The organism is Paenibacillus sp. JNU01, from assembly GCF_059130585.1.
Map to the genome: position 1 here is coordinate 2,574,066 of NZ_CP169723.1, position 24,467 is coordinate 2,598,532.

General features: G+C 48.6%; 28 protein-coding genes. 4 read left to right on the top strand and 24 right to left on the bottom strand.

Translation table 11 applies throughout. From position 1 onward, the window contains the following. Positions 1-84 precede the first annotated feature (84 nt). On the bottom strand, positions 85-483 hold the full coding sequence (locus NLBNIHML_RS11185; RefSeq protein WP_339237270.1) for a hypothetical protein: 399 nt from the start codon (positions 481-483) through the stop codon (positions 85-87). 145 nt (positions 484-628) lie between these two features. Here NLBNIHML_RS11185 and NLBNIHML_RS11190 point away from each other — a divergent pair, with 145 nt between their 5' ends. Further along, positions 629-1,867 carry a glycosyltransferase family 4 protein gene (locus NLBNIHML_RS11190; RefSeq protein ID WP_494354387.1) on the top strand — a complete coding sequence of 413 codons (1,239 nt, stop codon included), beginning with the start codon at positions 629-631 and terminating at the stop codon, positions 1,865-1,867. Then, positions 1,864-2,034: a hypothetical protein gene (locus NLBNIHML_RS11195; RefSeq protein WP_253440469.1), complete on the top strand. Its 171-nt coding sequence runs from the start codon at positions 1,864-1,866 to the stop codon at positions 2,032-2,034. Before NLBNIHML_RS11190 ends, NLBNIHML_RS11195 begins: the two co-directional genes overlap by 4 nt. Positions 2,035-2,216: 182 nt before the next feature. Here NLBNIHML_RS11195 and NLBNIHML_RS11200 read toward each other — a convergent pair whose 3' ends face one another. The 22 genes from NLBNIHML_RS11200 to modA form a co-directional block, all read right to left on the bottom strand. After that, positions 2,217-2,750 carry a GNAT family N-acetyltransferase gene (locus NLBNIHML_RS11200; protein WP_472476599.1) on the bottom strand — a complete coding sequence of 178 codons (534 nt, stop codon included), beginning with the start codon at positions 2,748-2,750 and terminating at the stop codon, positions 2,217-2,219. Positions 2,751-3,005: 255 nt separating this feature from the next. Beyond that, positions 3,006-3,722: a glycosyltransferase gene (locus tag NLBNIHML_RS11205; protein ID WP_339257107.1), complete on the bottom strand. Its 717-nt coding sequence runs from the start codon at positions 3,720-3,722 to the stop codon at positions 3,006-3,008. Between the two features lie 45 nt (positions 3,723-3,767). Beyond that, positions 3,768-3,908, bottom strand: a complete 141-nt coding sequence (locus NLBNIHML_RS11210) for a hypothetical protein (protein WP_339257109.1) — start codon at positions 3,906-3,908, stop codon at positions 3,768-3,770. 16 nt (positions 3,909-3,924) lie between these two features. After that, a complete protein-coding gene (locus NLBNIHML_RS11215; protein WP_472476597.1) occupies positions 3,925-4,641 on the bottom strand; it encodes a glycosyltransferase in 717 nt (238 codons plus the stop codon). Beyond that, positions 4,638-5,579: an NAD-dependent epimerase/dehydratase family protein gene (locus NLBNIHML_RS11220; protein WP_494354388.1), complete on the bottom strand. Its 942-nt coding sequence runs from the start codon at positions 5,577-5,579 to the stop codon at positions 4,638-4,640. Before NLBNIHML_RS11220 ends, NLBNIHML_RS11215 begins: the two co-directional genes overlap by 4 nt. Next, the gene (locus NLBNIHML_RS11225; RefSeq protein ID WP_253440481.1) at positions 5,561-6,388 is read right to left on the bottom strand and encodes a dTDP-4-dehydrorhamnose reductase family protein; all 828 of its coding nucleotides are present in this window, start codon (positions 6,386-6,388) and stop codon (positions 5,561-5,563) included. The genes NLBNIHML_RS11220 and NLBNIHML_RS11225 overlap by 19 nt, the downstream gene beginning before the upstream one ends. After that, the gene (locus NLBNIHML_RS11230) at positions 6,385-7,371 is read right to left on the bottom strand and encodes a polysaccharide biosynthesis protein (RefSeq protein ID WP_339237290.1); all 987 of its coding nucleotides are present in this window, start codon (positions 7,369-7,371) and stop codon (positions 6,385-6,387) included. Before NLBNIHML_RS11230 ends, NLBNIHML_RS11225 begins: the two co-directional genes overlap by 4 nt. After that, positions 7,364-8,455: a non-hydrolyzing UDP-N-acetylglucosamine 2-epimerase gene (wecB, locus tag NLBNIHML_RS11235; protein ID WP_339237292.1), complete on the bottom strand. Its 1,092-nt coding sequence runs from the start codon at positions 8,453-8,455 to the stop codon at positions 7,364-7,366. The genes NLBNIHML_RS11230 and wecB overlap by 8 nt, the downstream gene beginning before the upstream one ends. Before the next feature lie 14 nt (positions 8,456-8,469). Continuing rightward, positions 8,470-10,095, bottom strand: coding sequence for a glycosyltransferase family 4 protein (locus tag NLBNIHML_RS11240; protein WP_342570942.1), 1,626 nt, complete (start codon positions 10,093-10,095; stop codon positions 8,470-8,472). A 66-nt stretch (positions 10,096-10,161) separates the two neighbouring features. Then, positions 10,162-11,301, bottom strand: coding sequence for a CgeB family protein (locus NLBNIHML_RS11245; RefSeq protein WP_339237296.1), 1,140 nt, complete (start codon positions 11,299-11,301; stop codon positions 10,162-10,164). Between the two features lie 60 nt (positions 11,302-11,361). Beyond that, positions 11,362-12,456, bottom strand: a complete 1,095-nt coding sequence (locus NLBNIHML_RS11250; protein ID WP_339237298.1) for a CgeB family protein — start codon at positions 12,454-12,456, stop codon at positions 11,362-11,364. Between the two features lie 355 nt (positions 12,457-12,811). After that, positions 12,812-13,153, bottom strand: coding sequence for a hypothetical protein (locus tag NLBNIHML_RS11255; protein ID WP_339237300.1), 342 nt, complete (start codon positions 13,151-13,153; stop codon positions 12,812-12,814). A gap of 4 nt (positions 13,154-13,157) precedes the next feature. Continuing rightward, a complete protein-coding gene (locus NLBNIHML_RS11260; protein ID WP_339237302.1) occupies positions 13,158-13,454 on the bottom strand; it encodes a hypothetical protein in 297 nt (98 codons plus the stop codon). Then, on the bottom strand, positions 13,451-13,792 hold the full coding sequence (locus tag NLBNIHML_RS11265) for an alpha-helical endospore appendage domain-containing protein (RefSeq protein ID WP_017692510.1): 342 nt from the start codon (positions 13,790-13,792) through the stop codon (positions 13,451-13,453). The genes NLBNIHML_RS11260 and NLBNIHML_RS11265 overlap by 4 nt, the downstream gene beginning before the upstream one ends. A gap of 23 nt (positions 13,793-13,815) precedes the next feature. Next, positions 13,816-14,103, bottom strand: a complete 288-nt coding sequence (locus tag NLBNIHML_RS11270; protein WP_017692509.1) for a hypothetical protein — start codon at positions 14,101-14,103, stop codon at positions 13,816-13,818. Positions 14,104-14,224: 121 nt separating this feature from the next. After that, the gene (locus tag NLBNIHML_RS11275; protein WP_494354389.1) at positions 14,225-14,977 is read right to left on the bottom strand and encodes an amino acid ABC transporter ATP-binding protein; all 753 of its coding nucleotides are present in this window, start codon (positions 14,975-14,977) and stop codon (positions 14,225-14,227) included. Beyond that, positions 14,974-15,684 carry an amino acid ABC transporter permease gene (locus NLBNIHML_RS11280; RefSeq protein ID WP_342570943.1) on the bottom strand — a complete coding sequence of 237 codons (711 nt, stop codon included), beginning with the start codon at positions 15,682-15,684 and terminating at the stop codon, positions 14,974-14,976. The genes NLBNIHML_RS11275 and NLBNIHML_RS11280 overlap by 4 nt, the downstream gene beginning before the upstream one ends. 215 nt (positions 15,685-15,899) lie before the next feature. Further along, positions 15,900-16,655, bottom strand: a complete 756-nt coding sequence (locus NLBNIHML_RS11285) for an amino acid ABC transporter permease (protein WP_339237309.1) — start codon at positions 16,653-16,655, stop codon at positions 15,900-15,902. Positions 16,656-16,678: 23 nt separating this feature from the next. Next, positions 16,679-17,518 carry a transporter substrate-binding domain-containing protein gene (locus NLBNIHML_RS11290; protein ID WP_494354390.1) on the bottom strand — a complete coding sequence of 280 codons (840 nt, stop codon included), beginning with the start codon at positions 17,516-17,518 and terminating at the stop codon, positions 16,679-16,681. Positions 17,519-17,815: 297 nt separating this feature from the next. Continuing rightward, the gene (locus NLBNIHML_RS11295) at positions 17,816-18,148 is read right to left on the bottom strand and encodes a hypothetical protein (protein WP_339257123.1); all 333 of its coding nucleotides are present in this window, start codon (positions 18,146-18,148) and stop codon (positions 17,816-17,818) included. 271 nt (positions 18,149-18,419) lie between these two features. Continuing rightward, positions 18,420-19,106: a molybdate ABC transporter permease subunit gene (gene modB, locus NLBNIHML_RS11300; RefSeq protein ID WP_339237316.1), complete on the bottom strand. Its 687-nt coding sequence runs from the start codon at positions 19,104-19,106 to the stop codon at positions 18,420-18,422. After that, complete coding sequence (gene modA / locus NLBNIHML_RS11305) at positions 19,103-19,975, bottom strand: molybdate ABC transporter substrate-binding protein (protein ID WP_494354391.1); 873 nt, start codon at positions 19,973-19,975, stop codon at positions 19,103-19,105. Before modA ends, modB begins: the two co-directional genes overlap by 4 nt. 239 nt (positions 19,976-20,214) lie before the next feature. Between modA and NLBNIHML_RS11310 the strand changes: the two genes are divergently transcribed. Further along, positions 20,215-21,219 carry a helix-turn-helix transcriptional regulator gene (locus NLBNIHML_RS11310; RefSeq protein WP_494354392.1) on the top strand — a complete coding sequence of 335 codons (1,005 nt, stop codon included), beginning with the start codon at positions 20,215-20,217 and terminating at the stop codon, positions 21,217-21,219. A 131-nt stretch (positions 21,220-21,350) separates the two neighbouring features. Here the strand turns inward: NLBNIHML_RS11310 and NLBNIHML_RS11315 are convergent, their stop codons facing one another. Then, complete coding sequence (locus NLBNIHML_RS11315; protein WP_494354393.1) at positions 21,351-23,423, bottom strand: beta-galactosidase; 2,073 nt, start codon at positions 23,421-23,423, stop codon at positions 21,351-21,353. 175 nt (positions 23,424-23,598) lie between these two features. Here NLBNIHML_RS11315 and NLBNIHML_RS11320 point away from each other — a divergent pair, with 175 nt between their 5' ends. Next, entirely contained in the window at positions 23,599-24,456 is an 858-nt protein-coding gene (locus NLBNIHML_RS11320; protein ID WP_339257134.1) for a helix-turn-helix transcriptional regulator, read from the top strand. Positions 24,457-24,467: the final 11 nt, after the last annotated feature.

Here is a 24,467-nt window from a genome sequence, read left to right on the forward strand (position 1 = left end):
ACTATGGATGCAATATAAAAAAATGGAACAGGCACTTCCCTGCTCCACACGTGGGTTAATCACGACTATTCAATGATGTCCATATCAATCTGCAAGCTTCATCATCTGATATTCTGACATTATGCCCAATGTCTGACCGTGAATACTTCTGTAATACATGCGAATAACCAGATGATTCGGTGAAGAGCTGTTGCTGATAATCCTCAGCTCATAAGGATCGGAAGATACATCCAGATTATGAATGACTTGATTACCACCCGCTCCCCCCGAATTCGAACTTATATGAAAAAGATGTCGATACAGTTCTCCGTGCCTACTGGCTCCGCCAACAAATACATCTGTCCCTTCATCGCTCCCCACATAGGCCAACTCCACGTCCATGTATTTGATGGGAACAAACGTCTGTAACAAATTTTCATGGATATTTAGCACATATACAGCCACTGTAGATCCCTCCTTCGGCGTATGAGCCTTTCTATACATAGGATATGCTCCCCCTTGTCTATTGTCATTTGCATTCACCCATTTTCAACCAGATACACAAAAATGCCCGACCTTCCGGTCCTCTTTTTTCATAGGATAGAAGCATAGAAGCTCGGCCGGTGCAGGCCGTGACAAGGGGGTAGCTATGAGAGTTCTGCTCGTTACGTATTGGGAGCTTACACATATGGGAGGCATATGGACATATGTTAAACAACTGGCCGACAGGCTGATTTCACTTGGTGTAGAGGTTGATATCATGGGCACAAATGGTGCCAAAAACGAGGTATATGTTCGTAATCTGAACCGCGCTTTCTCCAAGGATACGGTGTGGCCCATGCTGCAAGCCAAACTCAATCCGACCGATCTGCCACAATTCACTGCCGATCCGCTTCTCGCTTATTATGAACTGAATAGATATGCCTTCGAGATGGCCGCCGCTTATTTGGGAGTAGACCACTATGACGTAATCCATGCGCAAGATCCCGTAGCCGCCGTAGCCATTAAACGCATCTTGAACCGCAATATCCCACTGGTCACCAGCTATCATGGGGCACTTGCCCGCGAGGCCTTTTACGATGCTCAAAACTCCAACCCGCAACTTACTCTTTCTACCTATCTGCAATCCAAACGCGGACGTTATTTTCTCTCATTGGAAGAGCGAAGTGCAGCACAGTCTGAGCTGATTCTGGTGTCCAGTCATTGGATCAAAAGTACACTTACAGAACTCGCGGTTCCAGAGTCGAAGTTCAGGCAAATCCCCTATGCTATCGACCTGCCAACCTACCGTGCCTCAGCAGCCGCGAAATTTCGCCAACGACCACCCGCGGGCAAGAAAGTCATTGCCTTTACCGGAAGGCTTGAATACATCAAGGGTGTACATGTATTAATCAAGGCTTTAGCCAGTCTGAAAAGCAAACGTACCGATTGGGTGTGCTGGATCGCAGGAGAAGGCAATCTATCCGATGAGTTGCGGGCACAGGCCACGGCAGCAGGCATTGGCGCTGATGTTGTGTTCTGGGGCAAACTCGACAATATCCCTTCCTTCCTGCGCCACGCAGACATCTATGTCCAGCCCAGCCTGCAGGATACTCAGCCGTTCTCCGTGACCGAAGCACAACTGGCGGGTATACCTGTTATCGTCAGTGGTACAGCCGGCATGCCTGAGATGGTTGAACCGGGACGTACAGGATGGGTTGTTCCTCCACAGGATGTCGACTCGCTCAGCGAATTGTTGAATGCATTACTGGAGGATAACGTTACCCGAAGAACAGTGGGGGCGGCGGCAAAAGCCTGGGCTGAACAACATCGTTCACTGGAAGAAATGGGAATGCGTACTTTTCAAGTCTACCAGGAGGCTATTTACAGAGGAGGACAACCGATATGACGTTGCTTGTACCGAGTGATCTATACAATCGCTGGTTTTCGACTCCAGTTTCCACACCTCACATCGATGTGGATTACGCTATCATGAATCAATTGATGCAGAAGCTGCCCAAGGGCTATGTATTTCCCGATCCCGTGTCGATGGAGATCATGTATTCAAAGGATTAAGTTGTCCCATTCCATGCTGTCTTCATGTAACATGCCGGAATATCAAACAAGGGGTGTACCATTTGTCATATGAATGACGGTGGACACCCCTTGTTTGCTTTTATTGTGTTGTGTTCTAGCGAATCCAGAACACGCTAATTGATTCTTTTTGCACAGATCCGACATGTAACGAATTCCAGATCTTATTCATCTGTCGCCAACTTGGAATACATATTCAGATCGTTGAACGTTTCGCCTGCCCTTTCGTATGCTCTGAGGGTACCTTCGTATGTGAAATTGAGCTTTAATAATAGCTTGATAGAATTCACATGATTGGGGTCAACCTTTGCTTCGATTCGATTCAGCTTCATCGTCGAGAAGGCATGAGCTAACAAAGAAGAGATCGCTTCTGTCGCATATCCTTTTCCCCAGTGTGATCTGGCAATGTCATACCCAATTTCTGCTTTGAGATTGTCATAATCCAGCAAGTTATAACCGCATGAACCTATAATTTCATTGGACTCTTGCGCGATGATAGAGAATCGAATAGCCTTGTTTTCCTGAGAAAGATCGTCCAGAATATTAATCATGGCTATGGCTTGACTTTCATCCGTAAAAGGAGTGATATTCATGAATCTAGTAACCTCCGGATCAGACCAAATTTCAAACAAGCTGGCCGCATCCAATACGTTCATTTTTCGCAAAAATAACCGTTCTGTGTGTAACTCTGTAATCAATACTTCACCTCCATTCGTTTATTAATGATTCGGTGTAAGATATTGATATCTGCGCATAGTCCAGTCCCTTCCGTGTATGAATCATTTCATTATACAGAGACTTCGGCATCCCTTCTACCTACCTGTCCATGGATCGTCATAGAACAAAAAAAGAGCTCCCCCACTTATAGCACATTAAACATGCTTCATAAGGGTGCTCTCATATCCATTTAACCACCTATTCCATTCAAGCCATCATCGGCACACACGTCTACTTCACTTCCAATACCCGCCGACCTGAAGCAAATTGAGCAAAATAGGTCTGTGCTTCGCCTGAACACGTTCCATCTCGGCCACCAGAGCCTTGAAGTGACGTTTGGTCCCCATTGAATCATGCAGACGATAACACATCAGAGGCTCATTGTAATAGAACAGCTCATACATCGGAAACAGTCGCAACCACATCTCGTAGTCATGAGTGTAGCGAAAATCAGTATCGAACAAGCCAAACCGCTCAAATGCATCCATCTCCAACATGACGGTACAGCCGTTGATCGGACAACCTTCAAGCAGTACCTGCAACATCTCCAGACGACTGCCCACTTCCGGATGCACCGTATCCAACCACTCACTCTTCTCATTCACATAGTGGTAGGCACCATGACAGAATGAAGCCTTGACCTCACGCATAAACTTCAACTGTTTCTCCACACGGTCCAGCAGCATCACATCATCTGAACTGAGCCAGACAAAGTAATCCCCTGTTGCCTGTTTGATACCCTCATTCAATGCCGTCGCGGTACCACCGTTTTCTTTGCGGATATAATGGATAGAATCCATGAATGGCTCTAGTCGCTCCACGTGCTCGGTTGACCCATCATCCACCACGATCACTTCAATATGCGGATAGGTCTGGTGAGTGGCACTGTGAACAGCCTGCTCGATATACGCACAATTATAAAAAGGGATGACGATCGATACTTTCGGCTCCATTCGGGGCCCCCTTCCTCCGCTTATCTCTGCATAGCGATTGCTTTCCTACATTTTATGAAGATCCATTCGATCGGCATTGGACATCCGCGGTGTTACGGAAGCACATTTCATTCTGATACCACCTTTACTGTCATCGGGTAAAATGCTGCGCAAAGAGGGCGTCACTCCGCCAACTTGTGGCTTCATAACTGCCCTCCCAACGCTAACCCCCAAGCGCCGCTATGCGCTGCAACAACGGTTCGCGATATCTCGACCATACCATGGATGCCTCTCTGCCGATGACATCCGCATGACGAACTGATCCCATTCCCCCATGCCACCGATAGGCCGTAAGCGGTTCGTTCAGGTATGGGAACCGATGACCGTTCAGTACAATCCGCATCCAGAGATCCAGATCATGCGTGTAAGGCAGAAGCTCATCGAACAGCCCTACTCCGCTGAACAGATCCTTACGAATCATGACCGTGCAGCCATTGACCGGATTGCCGTTGACAAACCGCCGCAGTAAGTCCAGATCGGACATCGGTTCTGGCCCACCATGCATTTTGGTAACGGCTGAATGCTCGTTGATATAGTGAAAATTCGTGTACGAGACGAGCACATTCTCGCGCTGCATAAACTCGAGCTGATACCGGATTTTATCTGGATACAGAAAATCGTCCGAACTAAGCCAGGCTACATAATCACCAGAGGCATGACGAATCCCATGATTAAGTGCCGAGGCCGTCCCGCCATTGCTTTTGCCAAGCACATTAATATAAGGAAGATAAGGCTGAAGCAGCTCTGCATGCCGGGTGGAACCGTCATTCACAACAACGATCTCCACATCCGAATATGTCTGGTTCAGCGCACTTTGAATCGCCTGAGGCACATAAGGGCAGTTGTAGAATGGAATGACAATGGATACTCTTGGACTCAACCTGTCGTCCTCCCTTGCTGGGCACGAACATCACTCAGGATATCCTGAAGTGATGTGGCAAATGGAATCATCGGCTGCCAGCCAAGCTTGCGCAGCAGTGATAATTCCTCCTGTTTCCCCGAACCGTCCGGACCAGAAGATGCCCCATCCCAGCGAACAGGGACTTCCGCTTCTGTCATGGACAACAGCAGATCTGCAACTTCACCAAGACTCCGCTCGGTGCCAGACACCACCGGATATACTGTACCGCTGGCCCCCTGTATCAGGAGGGTTGCATACGCTCTGACTGCATCCCGCACATCCAGAAAGTCACGGGTATTGTCCCGTCCCGACAGGCGGAACGCCTCCGTTTTGCCCGCCTGCTCACAGGCAACAACATGGCGTGCAAGCAGGGAACAGATGCCTGTGGAAGGACCCGCCCCAATCAGATTGCCCGGCTCCGCCAGCATGATCTGTTGTCCGAAGAGTGACATCCACGACAAGGACACCATCTCTTCCAGCGCTTTGCTGAGGCTATATGGATGTGGAGGCTGGGGAATCCGGCCAGGTTCCTGCGTATATTTTAACCTCGATCCTACAATAACGGTTCGTGCTGCCGGACAACTGCGAAGCGCATCCAGCAGATACAGCACAGCCATCACATTGGTCTCCAGGACCAGTAGCGGATCAGACCATGAATCAGGCACTGAATTTTTGCCAGCGAGATGCAGCACATAGTCGGGCTGCACCTTGCCGATCAGATGACGCACTTGCTGTTTATCATTCAGATCACAGACATGGACTTGGGTACCTATTCCAAACGAATGTACATCCGGTCTCCGGACTACCGCCGCAACCACTGCACCAACTTCTCGAAAATAAGATACAGCATGTCGCCCGGTAAAACCGGAAGCGCCTGTAATTAGTACTGTCTTGCCCGTCAGCTCTGCTCCATCCATAATGCCAACTCCTTCAGCATTGTAGAATAATCCGGCAGGTCTGTCTTCACATCCTCGCGAGTGGACACCAGCGTACGGTCCTGTACTACACTGTCATCACGCACAATCGTCACATCCTGCTTGTTCCAGGTCTGCTTGAACAACACAAGCAGATCATGCTTGCTGACAGGTGTTGGATGAGCTAGATGGATCAGACCACTAATGGATGAGGCCAGGTAATGGTCAACCCATTTGGCCAGTTCAAGTGTGGTCACACCATTCCAGAATACGCGGGTATACCCGCCGACTTCACCTGTGCGGGACATAAACCATTGCATCAGACCAATGCCGCCCTGCCGAATTTCGGGTCCAATGATGGACGTACGAATCGTCAGATGACCTTCATCCTGGACTTCACCAAGTGCTTTGGTAATGGCATAAGCTGAAGTCCCATCCGTAACATCATCTTCCCGGTATGCTCCCCGATCTCCGCTGAACACACAGTCTGTGCTGATATGAATCAGACGTGCACCAATCGTATCCGCAACCCGCCGCAGACGATGCGGCAGAAACCCATTGATATGATAGGCCGTAATTTTGTCCTCATCTGCAAAGCTGTTCAACACACCTACTGCATTAATAATCACATCCGGGTGCACCGCTTCTACCAATCGATCAACCATGAAGCTGTCGTTCACATCCAGGAGCAGACCATTGGGGTCCGTTACATCACGAGTTGTGTAGAAGACGCTGTGTACACCTTGACGGCGGAAATAGTCGACCAGAATATGGCCGGCCATTCCGTTTCCACCAAGTATCAGCAGTTTCATGACAAAAATCCTCCGCGCTTGAGAATTTCACGAATCTCCTCTTTTGTCATCAGTTGGTGTTCAGAACTGAAGCTGTTAAAGGAGACCGGTGGACAATTGGTATAATGTTCACGCAGACCTGGTATGCCCAGGGTAGGAAGAATTACCAGATACTGCTCATCGTAGACAACGGTGGTCATGCTCTCGAATTCACTCATCAATATTTCATGAATTTTCTCACCTGGACGAATGCCCTGTTCCACAATGGCCACATTCTCCACACCGGAATCTTCAATTAACACTTCCGCGAGATCCACGATTTTGCAGGTTGGCATCGTCATGACAAAGATCTCTCCGCCGACACTTTCCACCGAGGCTTTGAACAACAGGGTAATTGCATCCTTTAGCGTGAGAAAGAACCGAGTCATGCTCATATCCGTGATGGAGACCTGGCCTTTCTGACGAATCTGATTCTTGAACAGATGTACCACACTGCCGTTCGTTCCCAGAACATTTCCGCCCCGTACCGTAACAAACTTGGTGTCACTGTGTAACAAATTGGCATATACAATTAATTTCTCGCCGATTGCTTTGGTCATGCCGTAGAAGTTGGACGGATTGGCAGCTTTGTCAGTCGAGATATAGATTACTTTTTCCACCTTATTTTCAATGGCAGCCTCAATCACGTTTTGTGTACCAATCACATTGGTTTTGAGCGCTTCATACGGTTGGTCTTCACACACTGGGACATGCTTGAGTGCCGCCAGATGAAATACATAGTCCACATGCTGGCAAGCCGCCGTCAAGGCATCCTTGTCACGAATATCTCCAATCCGGAAATGAAGACGTGGGTCCTCAAATTCACGACTCATAGCCACTTGGCTGGACTCGTTCCGGGAATATACAATAATTTCTTTGGGCTGCTGGGGCAGCAGTTGAGCCACAAGTTCATAGCCCCATGATCCCGTACCGCCAGTCACGAGTATACGCTTATTTTCAAACATGCATTTTCCCTCCAAGCAGAAATTTAACTACTTTACCGGATACATCTGTTGCTTTGTAACCTTGCGGGCAATCCCAATCAGTGGACATCTGCGTCATGACTTTCACGCAATCAGCGATGCGTGCCGCATCCAGACCGGAGACCACATTGCTGCCGCAATCCACCGTTTCCGGACGCTCGGTAGTTCGGCGCATGGTTACGGTCGGCACGCCCATAATGCAGCACTCTTCCTGCACCGTACCACTGTCCGTGAGCGCACAACGTGCATGACGTTCGAGCATCACAAAATCGAAGAATCCAAACGGCTCGTGAAACTCTACCAGCGGGTTCATCTCCAGTTGCAGATGCTCCGCAATCCGAATTGCTGTACGCGGATGAATGCTGCAGATTACACGCAGCCCGTGTTCCTCTGCGACCTGATTAAGTCCTTTCATAATCTCCAGCAGATGAGGGGCATGATCCACATTCTCGGCTCGATGGGCAGTAACCAAAAAATATTGCCCGGACTTCAGCTTCAGCTTTTTGAGGATTTTGCTGGAGTTCACCTGTGCGTCATAGTGCTGCATCACTTCATAGATGGGATTGCCCGTGAGCACAATGCGCCTGCTTGGTACACCTTCGCTGACCAAATGTTTCTTGCTCTGTTCCGTGTAAGGCATATTAATGGTGGAGATGGCATCAATAACCTTGCGATTCTTCTCCTCAGGCACATCCAGATCAAAGCAACGATTGCCTGCTTCCATATGAATAACAGGAACACCCATGCGCTCAGCCAATACTGCACATAATGCACTATTGGTATCCCCGAGCAGCAGCAGTTTATCGGGCTTCTCCTGCAATATCAGATCTTCCATTTGCGTAAACATCGAGGACAGCTGTCGTCCCAGAGAGGCCGCTTCATCCTGAAGAACGTAATCCGGTGCGCGCAGGCCCATTTCCTTGAAAAAGAGACCACTGAGACTTTCCGTGAAGTTCTGTCCCGTGTGCACCAGAATATGTTTGGACGCATACTGGTCCAGCTTGGAGATGATCAGGCTGAGCCGTATGATCTCAGGTCTCGTACCCAGCACCGTCATGATCTTCATCGTAATCCCTGCCTTCATCTTGTATTGGAACCCTTGCGCCCTGCTCGGCTACGTCCCGCCTTGGCAGATTTGCGTCTGCGGGTAGCTGATTTGCCCATATGCGGACGCGGTCCCTTCGTTGTACGGGATCTCCCTTTACGTCGGCCAGTTCCGGAAGTACGTTTCAGCCCCTCACGGTCTCGGCGAGAATGAGATGCAAGTGACTTACGACGGCGTTTCCGCGTTTTGCCCCTCTGTTGAATCAGCTTTGCAGCTGGGCCAGTACTTGAGGCTACAGGGGCATCTTGACCCAATGCGATCGGAGGTAATGAGGAATGTGGCAACGCCTGTATGACCGTCAGCGGGAATAACAGTGCCCGAACCGTAACCGGCTCCAGAACCAGTACCGTGCGTAGTCCTCCCTCCCCATGGGTATACACAGGTCCATTCGGAGGTTGGATATAAGCAAACCATCCGGGAAAACGCAATAACCACTGTGTCACCATCGTATGCAATTTCGTTCGGTAGGTTTCAACCCCGTAGAGCCTTTCCGCTTCTGCCCGATTGCGCCATCCCGTATTCGAGGCCAGCTCCGAATCATTCAGCAAGGTTGTCGCCAAGGTGACAAGCGCTTCGGTATCCCCGGGCGGGGCCAAAAATGCACCACTGCCTACGGATTCCATTAATTCCTTCAGTCCACCCTGAGCGAAAGCGATGACCGGTTTGGCAAAATAGAGACCCTCCAGTGCGGTCATGCCAAATCCTTCTTTGACCATACTTGGGATGACCACGATATCCATGGCGCTATACGCCAGAGATACGTTCTCTTCAAACGTAGTGAAGGTAAATCGGCGTGAATACCCGGATTTTTTCACCCGTGATACACACTCGTCGTAATACTTTTTATCCGATGGTGCCCCGATGATCCAGAAGCGACAGCGCGAATGCGTTTCACAGATCCTCAAGGCCATATCCACAAAAGGTTTCAACCCTTTGGCATCATATATAAAGGAAGAAATATAACCGATACAAGTCTGTGATGCCTTAAGACCAAGTTCCTTGCGCTTGCGCTCACGCAGATGAACCCAGCGGTCCGGTGCGGGCAGAGCCGGTTCCCATGTCGGCGAAATGACGGTTAGTTTGTCACTCATGCCAGCTTGATGAAATGGAGCGACCGCTGTCTCGGATATACCAATAATCCAGTCTGCATAGCGACCAATCATCTGAATCGCCTCGGCTGTATGTTCATTCGTATGAATGATCTCGGTAATCTTCCAGATAATCGGAATCTGAAGCGACTTCGCCGCTACAGCCGGCATTACATTGACACAGGTATTCGTTAACACGAGATCGGGAGCAGTCTCCCGTATGAGGGAGACCACTTCCTGATATGCTGGTGTATGGCGAAGTTGCTCCGCATCATTTGCAATGCCCAGGTAAGGTGTGTACACACCGTGAAGCATCGGCAGATTGCATATTTTGACCTGAATGCCGAATCTTCGTGCAAGCCCTGCCAGCTTCCCATCCTGGGGAACAATGAGCACACACTCAAAGATCGTACCGATCTCTCTCATAAAATGAAGCAGCAGCTTCTCTGCACCTGTAATGCTGCGAGTATTGCACACATGTGAAAATAACATCATCTTTGGTTTCGTTGCCATGGCCGCACGGACCCTGTATGCGGATATCCGATACAGGGTACTGTGCACACCTCCTCCCGGCCAGGATTAAGGAAATATGATGGTTAACATTTCATTAATTCTTTTGCCATACGTGTGGTCTTTCAGGGTACGCTCGAGTCCACGAAGGGCAATCTCACGGCGTTCCTTTTCATGAGTAAGATAATATTCCACCTTTTCGAGTAACTCCTGCGGCGAGGAATACGTCTCAATCTCCACACCCGGTTTGTAGAAACGCGTAATGTCATCCCTTGCGTCGGTCAACTGTAGTGTTGTGGAAGCGGCAATTTCAAACGTTCTTGGGTTCGGTGAGGCTGGCGGGATTTTGAGGTGATTATTATTGACGGAATCATCTTCGTGGGATCGATGCAGGTTAATGACAATTTTGGTGCCATTGTACACATCATTGGTCTCCTGTGGACTCATCCAGCGGCCAAGTTCAATCTTCTCGCCATAGGCAGTATAGTCAGGCAGACGGTCCCACCAGATTCCGTTAAATACTGTATTGTGTGACATCAACTGAGGCATGATTGGATTAAAGAAGTATACCCGGTTCCAATAAGCCGAGCCGATAAAGCTGACATCCCGTTTTAACGGGGAAGGGGTTGTAATCGGAAAATAATGATTGGTGAACGCGGCAAAAGGGAGATAATGGACTGACGCGCAGCCGTTTTGTCGATATAGATCGATACAGTTCAGTTCCAACGTGAAGATATGGTCAAAATGTTTGACGATATCAAGCGTCATGTCTGTATAGTACGGATCATCAGTCAGCCAGATAGCCGTCTGAATGCCGGCTTGGCGGATCGCATCGATATGCTCGATGGGTATATCCATTCCATCCAACACAAGCACCAGATCAGGACGCGTCTGCAGCGCAATCTCAGAAACCGGTTGACGCGGATCCGTGAGGGTTACCTGAGCTACCATTCCCTGTAGCGTGGCCATGATGGCCTCATCCAACGGGGAGTATGGGAAACCTTTACCCGAAGATACATACAGCACGTGAACTTGTCGGAAAGGCAACGGTTCCTGTGCACAATTTACAATATAGTTGGCGCGACCGCGCAGATATCCTTCTTCTTTACCTGCGTCATATCCGGCATGTTGCCCATTTTTGCGCGCTTGATCAGCCAGGCTCAGTACCGGTGCATGAACCTTTTTGGTTTTACGGTGTTTGAGAGACATACCGCCACTCCTTTATTTTTTGGGATAGGTTACTCGTTGTGCTGTTACTTCAGACGGAGGTTACAGATGTTCCAGCAACTGACCAATACGGCGAGTGAACGTGTGCTGGTTCATCGTGGTGAGAAGTCCCCGCCATGCCATCGCCTGTCGTTCTTCTTCATGCTTCAGATAATAGTGGATCTTGCGCTGAAGTTCTGCTGCGTTGGTGAAGGTCTCGATGTCATATCCCGGCTTATAATAACGGGGCAAATCCGCACGTGCATCCGTAATCTGCATGGTGCCGCAGGCACTAATCTCATACGTGCGCGGGTTAATGGAATGACCTTCAAGATGATGTGTGTTGCGATTGTCTTCCCCATTCTCGCAAGTCCGGTGAATGTTAATGACAATCTTGGCGCCATTGTAATAATCGACTGTCTCTCCCGGAGCAATCCATCCTTCGTGGATGAAGCGGCCCAGTACATCAAAACGTGCCAGCCGGTTCCACTGACTACCTGCAATGAATACCTTTTTGTCCGCAAGAAATGGAGCCAGCTCATCAAACAAGGCAATCCGGTTCCAAAATCCGGTACCGATAAAACAAATATCATGCTGATGTTGCGGTGCCGCGCGACGCGGTTGAAACATCCCCGGATTCACTGCGAGTGGCATATAGATAACCCGGTTCGCTCCATGTCCTTGATAGAATGGTACAGCGGCCTCTTCATGTGTGAACACGACATCATAGTGTTGACACAGGGACACAGTATCCTCGGTAAAATACGGATCATCCACAAACCACACAGCTGTTCGAATACCGAGTGCACGTATGCCCTTCACCTGCTCCAGATGATCCGGGGGAAACACATGCAGACCATTCATAACGAGCACAACATCTGGCCGATGCTGACTGGCTTCCTGCAACATCGTTGCTGGCGATCCAACAACGCATTCACGTACAGACTGTTGCAGGGCCAGGGTGACACCTTCATCGATGGCATCGAACCCTTGCGGAATATACAGCACCTTCATGTCCCGCAGGGTCGGTTCAAACATCTGCACCCGCTCCATCATGGCTTGACAGCCGCCAAATCTGCGGCCTTCTGCATATCCGCCGCGGTAAGCTGTCTCCGCTTCAGTTAGCGGACGGTGTCTTCGTTTTGCCACATTCTTCACCCTGTCTTCCTTCAGGAGATCTCACTTCCAGACTCTCCCCGAGATTGGTCTTCCCTCTAAAGGATATGCCTCGGGGTCAGATGCATCATGGACGGGTGTCCTGCAAGGCGCAAAATTGGCGCTTGCCCTCCACATCCGCCTGTACGGGCATGTCCGCTTTTGCGGCGATGCAAATAACCCGGGGGGATCTGTCCCCCCGGGCTATCATCATTTGTTTGGCATCACCAGCATCGAATATGGAATACAGCCGAAATAAGCCGATGCTTACGAAGGTTGCTTCGGAAACAGTGCAGTTGCTCACGTAGTCTTCCCTACGCTCCGCTGCTCCATTTCTAGCTTCATTCCATCTTCTCAGTTACTGTGCTTTGTACGCCAGCTGATGTCCGTCCTCGAATCCCTTGGCGAAACCCGCGTTGAATCCCTCGTTGTACGCCTCGTTGTATCCCTGGCTGTACGCACCGTCCGGATTCGGATCGGTAGGGGTAGCCGGGACGATGGGTTGTACAGGCTTCGGACTCCGGTACCGCCGTACCGTCCGTTTCTTTTTTTTGAGCCACGCACTGCGTCCTTTAAGTGGGCGTTTGTGAAGAACACGTTTGGCTCTGAGCGCACGCAGCTTGCGAATTTTGCGCAGACGGGCTCCACGAGTTACCAAAGCTCTTTTGGTTCTCAGTCGTATTTTCTTCTTCTTTAACATGTCATCATTCCTCCTGTATATCCCGAACGATACGAATTGCACACTCGGGGTCTTTGAGCCACGGCAAGCCTGGCTCCCCATGCTGGATTCGAGCCAGCCTGATTCCCGTTACCATGCGAGACATCTCTTCCTGATAGCGACTCAGCAGACGAATGTTTTCGGCCAGACTGCGGGCGGATACTTCCGAATGAGCAGTTACACTGGCTACACTGTCCAGAATGCGTGCCAGCGCCTGCTGACTGTGTGCAATGGATTCAATGAGGGCCAGTTTAGCTTCCTGCTCACGCCGCATCAGACTCATTTTCCCATGTCTCCCAGATCCATGCCGCCAAACATGCCACCATCCATACCGCCGCCATCTTCGCTGTCGTTCTGTACCATCACCGCTTTGAGATTGTTGCACAGTCCGGTCTCCATCCGGGTTAAACCTTCCAGCAATTCCACCAGCTGATCATGCATTTTGAGTGGCTCGCCGACCTGATCCCCATGCGTCAGAAAAGTATCCCCATTCAAATGATTCAGCGTCCAGTTCCGTACCTTCTCGGCCTCAATCGCTTTTGCCTCCAGAATCAGGGCAATATTCCACTGCATCTTGGCTGCTGCGTCCAGCATTAGAATGAGGCTCTGTTCTCTACTCATGTTCCTTCACCCGCCTTCCGGGCTTATTCTTCCTCTTGAACCGCGATCTCCCGCATGACTTGGGTCAGCGTTTCGGCTACAGCCTCTTCCAGATCTGCAAGGCCTCCCAAGTAAGAGATAATGCTTTTGTTGATTTGCCCAGAGCTATCCAGCAGACCGTCAACGCCATCCAACTCCGGTTCGATATCTGGCAAATGATTGATGATTTCAGACATGCGCACAGCGACTTGGCGTTTGGCATCCAGCACACGTGCGATCTGCTGGTGAGAGTGTGCAATATGTGTGATGATTTCATCGATTTTGCTCTGCATGGTCCTCCTCCTTACCGTCACGGCCTGCTTCACCCATAGAAAAACCCGGCCTATCAGCATTTGCCTGTTACAGCATATGCCGGGCCGGGATCGTCAGTTACTACAGCTTGCGCCTATATCGTCAGATGACATAACTCCAGTCAGAAGAATACCGACTGAGGAATTGGCGAGTCCGTTCCTGCTTGGGACGCACAAATACCTCTTCCGGGGTTCCTTCCTCTACAATGGAACCCCCGTCCATGAAAACAACCCGATTTGCCACCTCACGGGCAAACCCCATTTCATGGGTAACGACAATCATGGTAATCCCCTCTTGAGCAATGGAGCGGATGACAGACAACACCTCCCCCACAAGCTCGGGGTCCAGTGCCGAGGTCGGTTCATCAAACAAAATCACTTCGGGATTCAGTGCCAGTGCTCTGGCGATTCCTACCCGCTGCTGTTGTCCACCGGACAACATACTTGGATATTCATTGATTTTGGCAGAGAGTCCGACTTGTTCAAGCACACGTAAGGCACGTGTACGGGCATCAGCTTTGGATATTTTCTGGGCAATAATCAAACCCTCCGTGACGTTATCAAGCACCGTCTTATGTTTGAACAGATTATAATGCTGGAAGACCATCGCCGTTTTCCGTCTCAATTGCACAATGTCATGTTTGCGTGCATGCTTGCAATCTACGGTCAATCCACTGATCTGGACCTCACCCTCATCGGCACGTTCCAGAAAATTGACGCAGCGCAGCAACGTTGTTTTACCTGATCCACTCGGTCCAAGGATCGCAACGACATCACCCTGCTCCACCGTCAGATCAATCCCCTTCAATACATCCTGCTTGCCAAATGTTTTGTGTATGTTCGTTAGTGTAATCATGACACGCCTCCTTTGCTGTACACGGCAACCCGACGCTCAAGCAAAGCAGTGATCCGCTCGGCAATGAGGGTCAGCCCCCAGTAGATGAACGCGGCGGCGATAAAGGCCTCCAGAAATTTCAGACTGACGGATGCCACCACATCCGCTTTACCGAGAATGTCCATCTGTGACACGGTAAAGGCGAGTGTTGATCCATGCAGGAACCCGACAAACATGCTGCATAGATTAGGCAATACCGCCCCGATCGCTTGAGGAATGATGATGCGCCTTAAAGCCTGGAATGTGCTCATACCCACAGCGTGTGCAGCTTCCATCTGACCGATATCAACGGCAAGAATGCCTGAACGGATAATCTCGGACATATAGGCGCCCGCAGTAAGCGAGAAGGCAATAAGTACAAATACGAGAATCGGGATCGATGAAGATTGGAAAGCCCAACCGTAACGTTCCGACAGCTTATCAATAATCATCGGAATACCATAATAGATGAGGAATAGATGCATCAGCATCGGTGTTCCACGCAGGAAAGAAACGTAGAAGTCAGCAATGCGATGAATCCACCGCACACGATAAATACGGATCAGAGCCGTAGCCAGACCAATTCCGAAGCCTGCAATCAACGGAACAATCGTAATGACGAGTGTCAGTGGCAATGCCTTCAGAATTTGAAAAAAAGAGGTATAGATAAACTGGAGATCAATCGACATATGCTCACCCCTCTATTCGTTTCAGTGCGAGTTCAAAAAGTCTGGTTTTCAGTACCGAGAAGATGGAATGAAGTTAGAAATGGAGTAGCGGAGCGTAGGGAAAACTACGTGAGCAACCGCAATGTTTCCAAAGGAAACATACATCGTAAGCCTCCCGCTTATTTCGGCTGAATTTCAACTTCGATGCTGATGATGCCGCGAGGCATGATTCGTAATCAAAAGCGGACTTTTTGAACAACCTCTCTCAGGCGTTTGGCGCGAACGGTCGATTTGTGTACAACCCTCTTGCGTTCATGACGCTGTAGTCTGCGTTCTGCAACGGCAAATCCTTTTTCCAGTACAATGACAATGACATAATAGACCACAGACAGACTGATATATACCTCAAGTGCGTGGGACGTGGCGGAGATTAACGTCTGCCCTCTGCCCACCATATCCATAACACCGATGGAGAACGCCAGTGACGTATCCTTTAGAGAACCGATTAACGTATTGGCCATGTTCGGAAAAGCAACAATCAGTGCCTGCGGAACGACAATCCGCCGAAAAGACTGGAATGTCGTCATACCCGCAGCGTAGGCTGCCTCCGTCTGACCTTTGTCCACACTGCGCACTGCTCCGCGAAAGATCTCGGCAAAGGATGCCGCATCACTAAGCGCATAGGTCACAATGACAAATAACAACGGGTCGGTTCTCGACAGGTCGATGCCAATCGGTTTGAGCAACTCGGGAAGTCCGTAATACACCAGGAACAATTTGATCAGGATCGGTGTGCCCCGCATGAATGAGACGTACAGGGTAGCCAGCTGGCTTAGTACCGGAATCCGATACAGACGGGGAACGGCCAGAAGCACGCCGCCCACCAGTCCGAGCACGATGGAGCCACCCAATACAATCAGTGTTATATGCAAATATCGTAGCAGTTCCGGGATGAAATCCAGAACCAATGACAGATCAAATGATTTTCCCATGACCGTTGCACACCTTTCTCAGACTACTCTTCAACCGTATAGTCAGCCCCAAGCCACTCTGTACTCAGCTTGCCTAATGTCCCATCTTCTTTGATTGATTTGAGCGCTTCGTCCACTTTGGTTTTGAGCTCCTGCTCATCCTTGTTCAGAATGAAATACACTTTGGAGTTGGAGAGGGCATCTCCCACCGTTTTCAACTGGGCATCCACCGCTTTATTCTGATAATCAATGGCAAACTGAGTGCTGATCGTTGCATCCACCCGGCCTGTTTTGATCTGGGTAATGGTATCCTCACCTGCTCCGGAATAGACGATATCAATGCCGTTACCGTTCGCTGCATTCCATTTCTCAGCAAGTACAGCCGCATTACTCGTAGCGCCGACAATCAGTTTTTTTCCCTTCAGATCCTCAATCGATTTGACTTCCTCATTTTTCTGACTGACGACAACTTTATTTGGGAAAATATTATAGGCTTCATCATTAAACAGGAACTTGGCCTGTCTCTCTTCATTTACTTCCATCTGGTGAGCGATCAAGTCAATTTTTTTCGTTTCCAGACTCAGCAGCAGGTTTTTGAAATCCATAGTGCTGAATTCGAATTCGTAGTCAGGCAAACGTTTGTCGATCTCCCGGATCAATTCCACATCATAACCTGTTAACTTGCCATTTTCATCAATGAAGCAGACATTCGGGAACTGTGTACCTGTTCCTACAATGATTTTTTTCACTTTGGTATCGCCTGCTGCCGAAGCAGATTCTGACTCATTACTTGCAGTACCTGTGCTGCATCCAGCCAGAACCGCCAGCATTGTAATGAACAGCAGTGCTGTCCGGAATTGTTGAATCCCCCGTTTTTTAACCATTCCCAATCTCCTCCACAGGCTGTTATCACAGCAAATATGATGTGTGCTCCTATTCCGATACTCATTAACAAACCATTCTTACTTGTATAGTCGGAATTAGGTTGAACAAAGAATATCATTACAACTTATCTTTGGGCAATAACTAAACTAATAGGACATCCTGATAAGGTTATAGAACTTCTCTATCGTACACAAAGAAGCCATCCCCAATATCATTGGTGGATGGCTTCTTGATGTATGACTCTCGTTCAATTATATTTTTTTGGCGTTACACCATATCTTGCTTTACTCTCTCATCTATCTGCGACTTGCCCATTTAATTTTACGCGCAACTTCCACTCGCTGTAATTGCAAGAGGCCGATCCGTTCCTCGAACTTCTTGCGTTCATCCATGGAATGAGCGGCATGAATCTGATGGCACAGACCAGTAAGTTTACTGTTAATATAATCGAACCTTGTCCATAATTCCTCTTCAGGTGTGCGCTGCTGGTCCGTCGCCGTCTGAAATATTTTAAGTTGGTGGATTAAGGATTGCTGCCATTCCTGATCTTGAATTTGGATGGCAAAATGCAAAAGATCCAGATAGTCATCGATTTGCAACGAAACGCCGCAATCAGGTCTAGTGTTCATCGTCGTCTCTCCTTATTTCAGTACTTGGCTGGAATCAATTACTTCTATCTTACAGGAACAAGCCCACTGAAAGCGAGTACTGAATGATTAAATTTTGGAATTTTTTTTATTTTTTTATGTTAAAACAGCTTTACATTTCCATTCGTTCCAATTCAGTTAACATTTGATATTAATGCATATGAAATATATGATAAAAACCCGCGTTAAGGAAGGAGTTTTTTCCTTAAAACGGGTTTTACGTGATGAAATATATCGTATATCTATTTAAATTTCAGTCGTTTTTACCATCTCGCTGCTGTCTGGTCATCAATAACATGATAAACGAGATGATGATAATGGAAACAGTCCATGCCCAAGCCATGGTCTGATTGCCTGAATCCACAGCGACATAGATTGCCGTGGGTACTGTTTGTGTTTTTCCCGGAATATTGCCTGCAATCATCAGTGTCGCTCCGAATTCCCCGAGTGCCCGGGCAAAGCCCAGGATGAAGGCGGTCATCAGCGCTCTGGCTGCGAGCGGCAAGGAAATGTAACGAAATACCTGCCACTCATTCGCCCCAATCGAACGACCTGCATCTTCCAGATCCCGATCGACACCACTGAATCCCGATTTCATGGTCTGATACACGAGTGGAAAAGCAACCACCACCGCAGCAATCACCGCAGCCCACCAGGTGAAAATAACCGGTGCAGAGAATATGGCTTCAATCCATTGTCCAAGCAGACTTTTACGCCCCAGTATGACAAGTAACAGAAATCCGACCACCGTTGGTGGAAGGACTAGTGGCAGCATAAATGCCGTTTCCAGCAGAATCTTTCCCCGAAATGAAGTACGTGACATCTTCCAGGCTACCGCAATTCCGAACACAGTGGCCACTACGCTGGATAACAGCGCAACCTGAAGCGACAGGCGCACCGGCGACCAGAATACGGACCAGTCTATGGCGTTCATATTCATTCCGGAATTGTGAATCCATATTTCACGAAGATATCCAGTACTTCAGGGGTTTGCAAATACGCATAGAATTGTTCGGCCTCTGTGCGGTGTTTCGTTCCTTCAATAATGCCTATCGGATAATTGGCGGGTGTGTAGCTGTTCTTGTCCACCTCAAACGCAATTTTCACCTGATCTGAAGTAAGAGCATCCGTTTTATATACAAATCCGGCATCTGCATTACCTGTCTCAACATATTGAAGGACCTGTCTAACGTCTTTCCCCTGCACTAGCTTGCTTTCCAGTTCATCCCACAGCTTGGCGTTGGTCAGAGCTTCCTTGGCATAGGTTCCCGCAGGCACACTTTCCGGAATGCCAATCGCTACCGTCTTGATGGAGTCATTGGTGAGATCCGTTTCGCCGGTTACGGTATTGGTCCCATCTGCTGGCACAATCGCCACCAGTGAATTCTGTAGCAGATTCTTCTGATCGCCTGATGCAATCAGGTTCTCATCCACCAGCGCATTCATATTTTTCGTTGCCGCCGATACAAAGATATCAACCGGGGCGCCCTGTTCAATCTGCTGTTGCAAGGCACCCGAGGCGCCAAAGTTGAAATTAAGTTCTATATAAGGATTAGCTAGCTCATAATTGGCTTCAATCTCTTTCATCGCATCGGTCAGACTGGCAGCCGCCGAGATCGTCAGATCTACCGTTTCCTGAGGATCACTGTTGCCCGCTGATGAACCTTCACCTGATGCCGCTGGCGTTGAAGTCGTTCCTTCTGCACCCGTGGATGTATCCGTAGTGATCGTGCTTGCGCCACAACCAGCCAATACTAGAGCCAGTCCCAGTGACATACTTCCCAAAATATATCCGATTCTCTTTCTCATTCAGTTCTCCCCCAACGTTATCTTTGGTTATAACTAGTTATAATTAATTATATCTAATTATACACAAGACCAAAAAAATGGGAAGGTGATTCCAATCACAATTGATTTTTGTTACCTGTCTTCTGCGTTTCTTGGGTGTTCTCAGGTTTATGGCATACCTCAATTAATGGTATAGTACAAGAAACATTCTATTACGATGAATGATCGGATCTATATCTTTGAAAGGAGGATCTTCACTTATGACGGAGGAGCAATCCTACACAACCGAAGAAATATCCAAGCTGCTCAAAATATCGAAACTGACAGTCTATGACCTGATCAAAAAGGGAGACCTTGTCGCCTACCGTGTGGGTAAACAAATGCGGATTGATGCAACGGATCTGGAGGCATATAAACGTCGATCCAAGCAACTTCAGTCCTCAGGTCAGCGTATCCCCACCCCGGTTCAGACCTCGGTATCAGGGACTCAGCCAGGTCATGGTGATGCTCAGGAAAACTCCTTACAAGCGAGTTCTACCCATACAATGACTTCTGCACCACGGCATCTGGTCATAACAGGTCAGGATGTCAGTCTGGATATCCTAATGCGCCATATGGAAAAACAAACCCGGGACATTCGTCCGCTGCGCTCGTTCATGGGCAGTCTGGACGGACTTATCTCAATGTATCGTGGTGAATCCGATCTGGTCAGCACCCATCTGCTCGACGGAGATACCGGTGAGTATAATCTGCCGTATATTCGCAAAATTCTGACAGGACGATCCTATGTTGTGGTAAACCTGCTGTCACGTCCCGCCGGGCTATATGTACAGCGTGGCAACCCGCAGAACTTGCAGCATTGGACCGATCTGAGCAAGCCTGAACTAAGACTAGCTAATCGGGAGAAGGGTTCTGGTGCGCGGGTATTGCTGGATGAGCAACTTCGGTTGCATGGTATTTCTGCCGCAGGCCTGATCGGATATGAAATGGAAGAAACCAGTCACATGGGCGTGGCTGCCAAAGTGAGTTCTGGCGAAGCCGATGTCGGAGTTGGCATTGAGAAAGCTGCACGACTTGTGGGCCAAGTTGATTTTATCCCGCTCGTTCAGGAACGCTATGATCTGGTCATGCTGAGGAAGCAGGGTAATGAAGCCTGGACAGAATCGGTGCTGCGAATTCTCCAATCCCCGGAGTTCAGGCAGGAACTGCAATCATTCGAGGGCTATGATGTATCGCGAACAGGTGAAATTTTGTATGAAGCATAGTTATACCGTCCTTAACAGTTCATGCTCAACGTGAGTTACACATCACATCATGCATATATCAAACGCCTTGCAATGGATGCAAGGCGTTTTTGGTATTTCTTTGTATATATATAAGTCATGATATGGATGGATTAATATGGCAGATCGATCTCAAAAATGAACACACCATACGCGGGCATGCTGATCTCATCCTGAAGTGTTGTACCCGACAGCAACTCTTTGGCTTGCTTTTTAAGCTGGATGGCCACTTGGTGATCCGAGTAGTTGAGTAAAAATACATAAGCTTTATCCTTACCGGAACGGATCCCAAGCTCAACTTCGGACGGCACCTCTACCAGATCATCCACAGGCGAGACTAGCCCGATTTCATCCAGAAGAGCATCGACGACCGGTTCATTGTAAGCCGCACCATAATACCATACCTGCCCCTGACCCACCGTACGTTTGGTCAATGCAGGACTACCTGCATAATATTCGGATGCATACTCGGCCACGACCTGTACGTCGGGATGCTCCACATGAAGAACTTCGTTAAATCCGGCCGTTGGCGTTCCCTCCTCAAGCCGCTTACTCGCTCCATTCCATTGCAACGTGGCTGCGGAAACGGTTCCCTTGATTAAGGTGAAGTCCTCTACGGTTACACCACACAACTCAGCGACAGCCCCCGGGAATGGTCTCATATAACAATGTCCCTTGAGGTCCTTATAACCGGTGCGTGCACCGAAAAACAGGGTGCCCCCTTGACTGACATAGGCTTGCAGCAGTTCTGCTGTATCGTCTGTCATGATGGCCGGGTGAGCATAGATGATCACCTTATATTCGGATAACGTCTCCAGTGTTGTCGTGGATTGCAGGGTCACCAGATCCGTCGGAATATGACGATACTGGAGCTGCTTATACCAGGAGCGTACACTCTGTTGCTGAAGTGGACCGTGCCACTCATCCAATTCTCCGTCCCAGATGTTATCGTAATCCTGCAGGATCGCAACATTGGCTTGATAAGTAGTGCCCACAATAACGCGCCCGATCTTGGCAAACTCTTCGCCTACTTGCGCAACCTCGCGTACCCTTCTGTTGGGTTGATTATGGTAATCATTGATGCCATGCCAGTACATCTCGGTACCGAATGTTGCCGTCCGCCAGCGGAAGTAGACAAGCAGATCTGTTCCGTGGAGAACAGATTGATATGACCATAATCTGATCTGCCCCGGTCTTGGTGTGCCCATGCCTATACTATCTACCCAGCCTCCTGGCCCAGACTGCTGTTCCATGACGCAAAAGTTCGGTGACATATTGCGTACATTGGACAGTTTCATGCTCCAGGCCCGGTCCTGTAACGAATTGTCGTCTGTCCCCGGGAAGATCGTGGCAAACTGTGGATACGAATCATAGGAGAAGAAATCCAATAAGTCCTCTGTCATTTCATGATTATCCAAGTGCCCAAACGTACCGTTTGTGGTGATCCAATGTTTCGGGTCCAGTTCCCGAATAATGTCCACCTGAACCTTGGCAAATGAAATAGTATTGGCTGAGATGAATCTCTTTTCATCCAATGCCAAATGAGGATTTGGCGATGGACTGACCATATTTCGGGTAAGGTGGACTTGCTCCCAGTCGGTATAGGTCTGACTCCAGAAAACGGTTCCCCAAGCCTGGTTCAGATTCTCTAATGATTCATAACGATCCTTAAGCCATTCACGGAAAGCGACATGATCTGCCTCAGCGTAAAACACATCCATATGGCAATTGAATTCGTTATCGATCTGCCAGCCAATGAGAGCCGGATGATCTTTATAGGCAATCACCATATTACGCACGATTTTTTCACATTGCTGTCTGTAGATGGGGCTGCTGTAGTTGGTATGGCGTCGCATGCCGTGTTGATACAATACGCCGTCTTTATTCGCATTTAATACTTCAGGGTATTTTGAGGTTAACCACGCTGGTGGAGTTGCAGTTGGTGTTCCCAAAATAACGCTCAAACCATATTGATGTGCCAGATCCATTGCCTTCTGGAAAAAACTAAAATCGAACTGGTCTTCTTCCGGTTCAAAGATGGACCATGCGAATTCAGCCATCCGAATAACAGTAATATTCATCTCTCGCATTCTGCGGAAATCGTCCTCCCACAACGCTTCCGACCAATGCTCAGGGTAATAACAGACCCCCATTTTCAATTCATCCATATGTATAGACTTTGCCATCTTCATTTGCCCCCTTAACCTGCCATATTGCCTCCATTCTATTGGAACCTTCACTTATAATAAATGACAAGATTATGCGACTTATAATAAAATATTGTCATGACTATAGATTCAGATCACAGTTGGCTGAATCTATTTGCTTTGATTACATAAAAATATTGCGTTCAAATGGAGGATGCACGTGAAAGAACACATCTTTCTCCCCAAGCCGATTTTCCCCAGACATGTATGCTTTCCCGATTTTATTGGAGGGTACAGTGACTTTCCGAAGCATCGTGTGCATCGAGAATATGGCACTACTGAAATTAACTTGGATCAATGTTACAACCTGCACCTTGTACTCAGCGGCAAAGGATTCCTTGACACCGGAACCACACGATATGAGTTAATGCAAGGGCAGGGATTCCTCTATGGCCCCGGTCTCAGACAAACCTACTACTCCGATTCGGATGATCCTTGGAGTATTCGTTGGATTCACTTCTACGGCGTTCGTCTCGAAGAATTGTTAAATGGAAAAGGCGTTGACGAACCATGGCTGTTTCAATGTTCCAACTTCCCGGTGGTTACCGCGCTCATGGATCGATTAATGGGGCTCGGAAGAGGTTATCAAGTGGAAGACGAACACAGCATGGCAGCTACGCTGTATGAGCTTCTGACCCGATTGCAATCCGCGGCGAGCCGAATCAATGTTTCGCTTAATCACACTTCAGAGCGAATTCGTGAAGCTGGGAATTATATTCGTTCCCATAGTAACGAGCACATCACGCTTGAACATGTAGCGGGAATTGCCGGATACAGCACAACCTACTTTAGCCGTAAGTTCAGTCAGACGTTTGGCATCTCCTTCCCGGAATTCCTCATGGAATCCAGATTACTCCATGCAAAGCAGCTGCTTGCGACAACCAACCTTTCCATTAAACAAATTACGCTGGAAACAGGATTTTCACAGTCGAGCTATTTCATCCGATGTTTCAGAACCCAGGAAAACGTAACACCCATGCAATTTCGCATGATGCACAATCATTCGTTGTAGGCACGGCACAT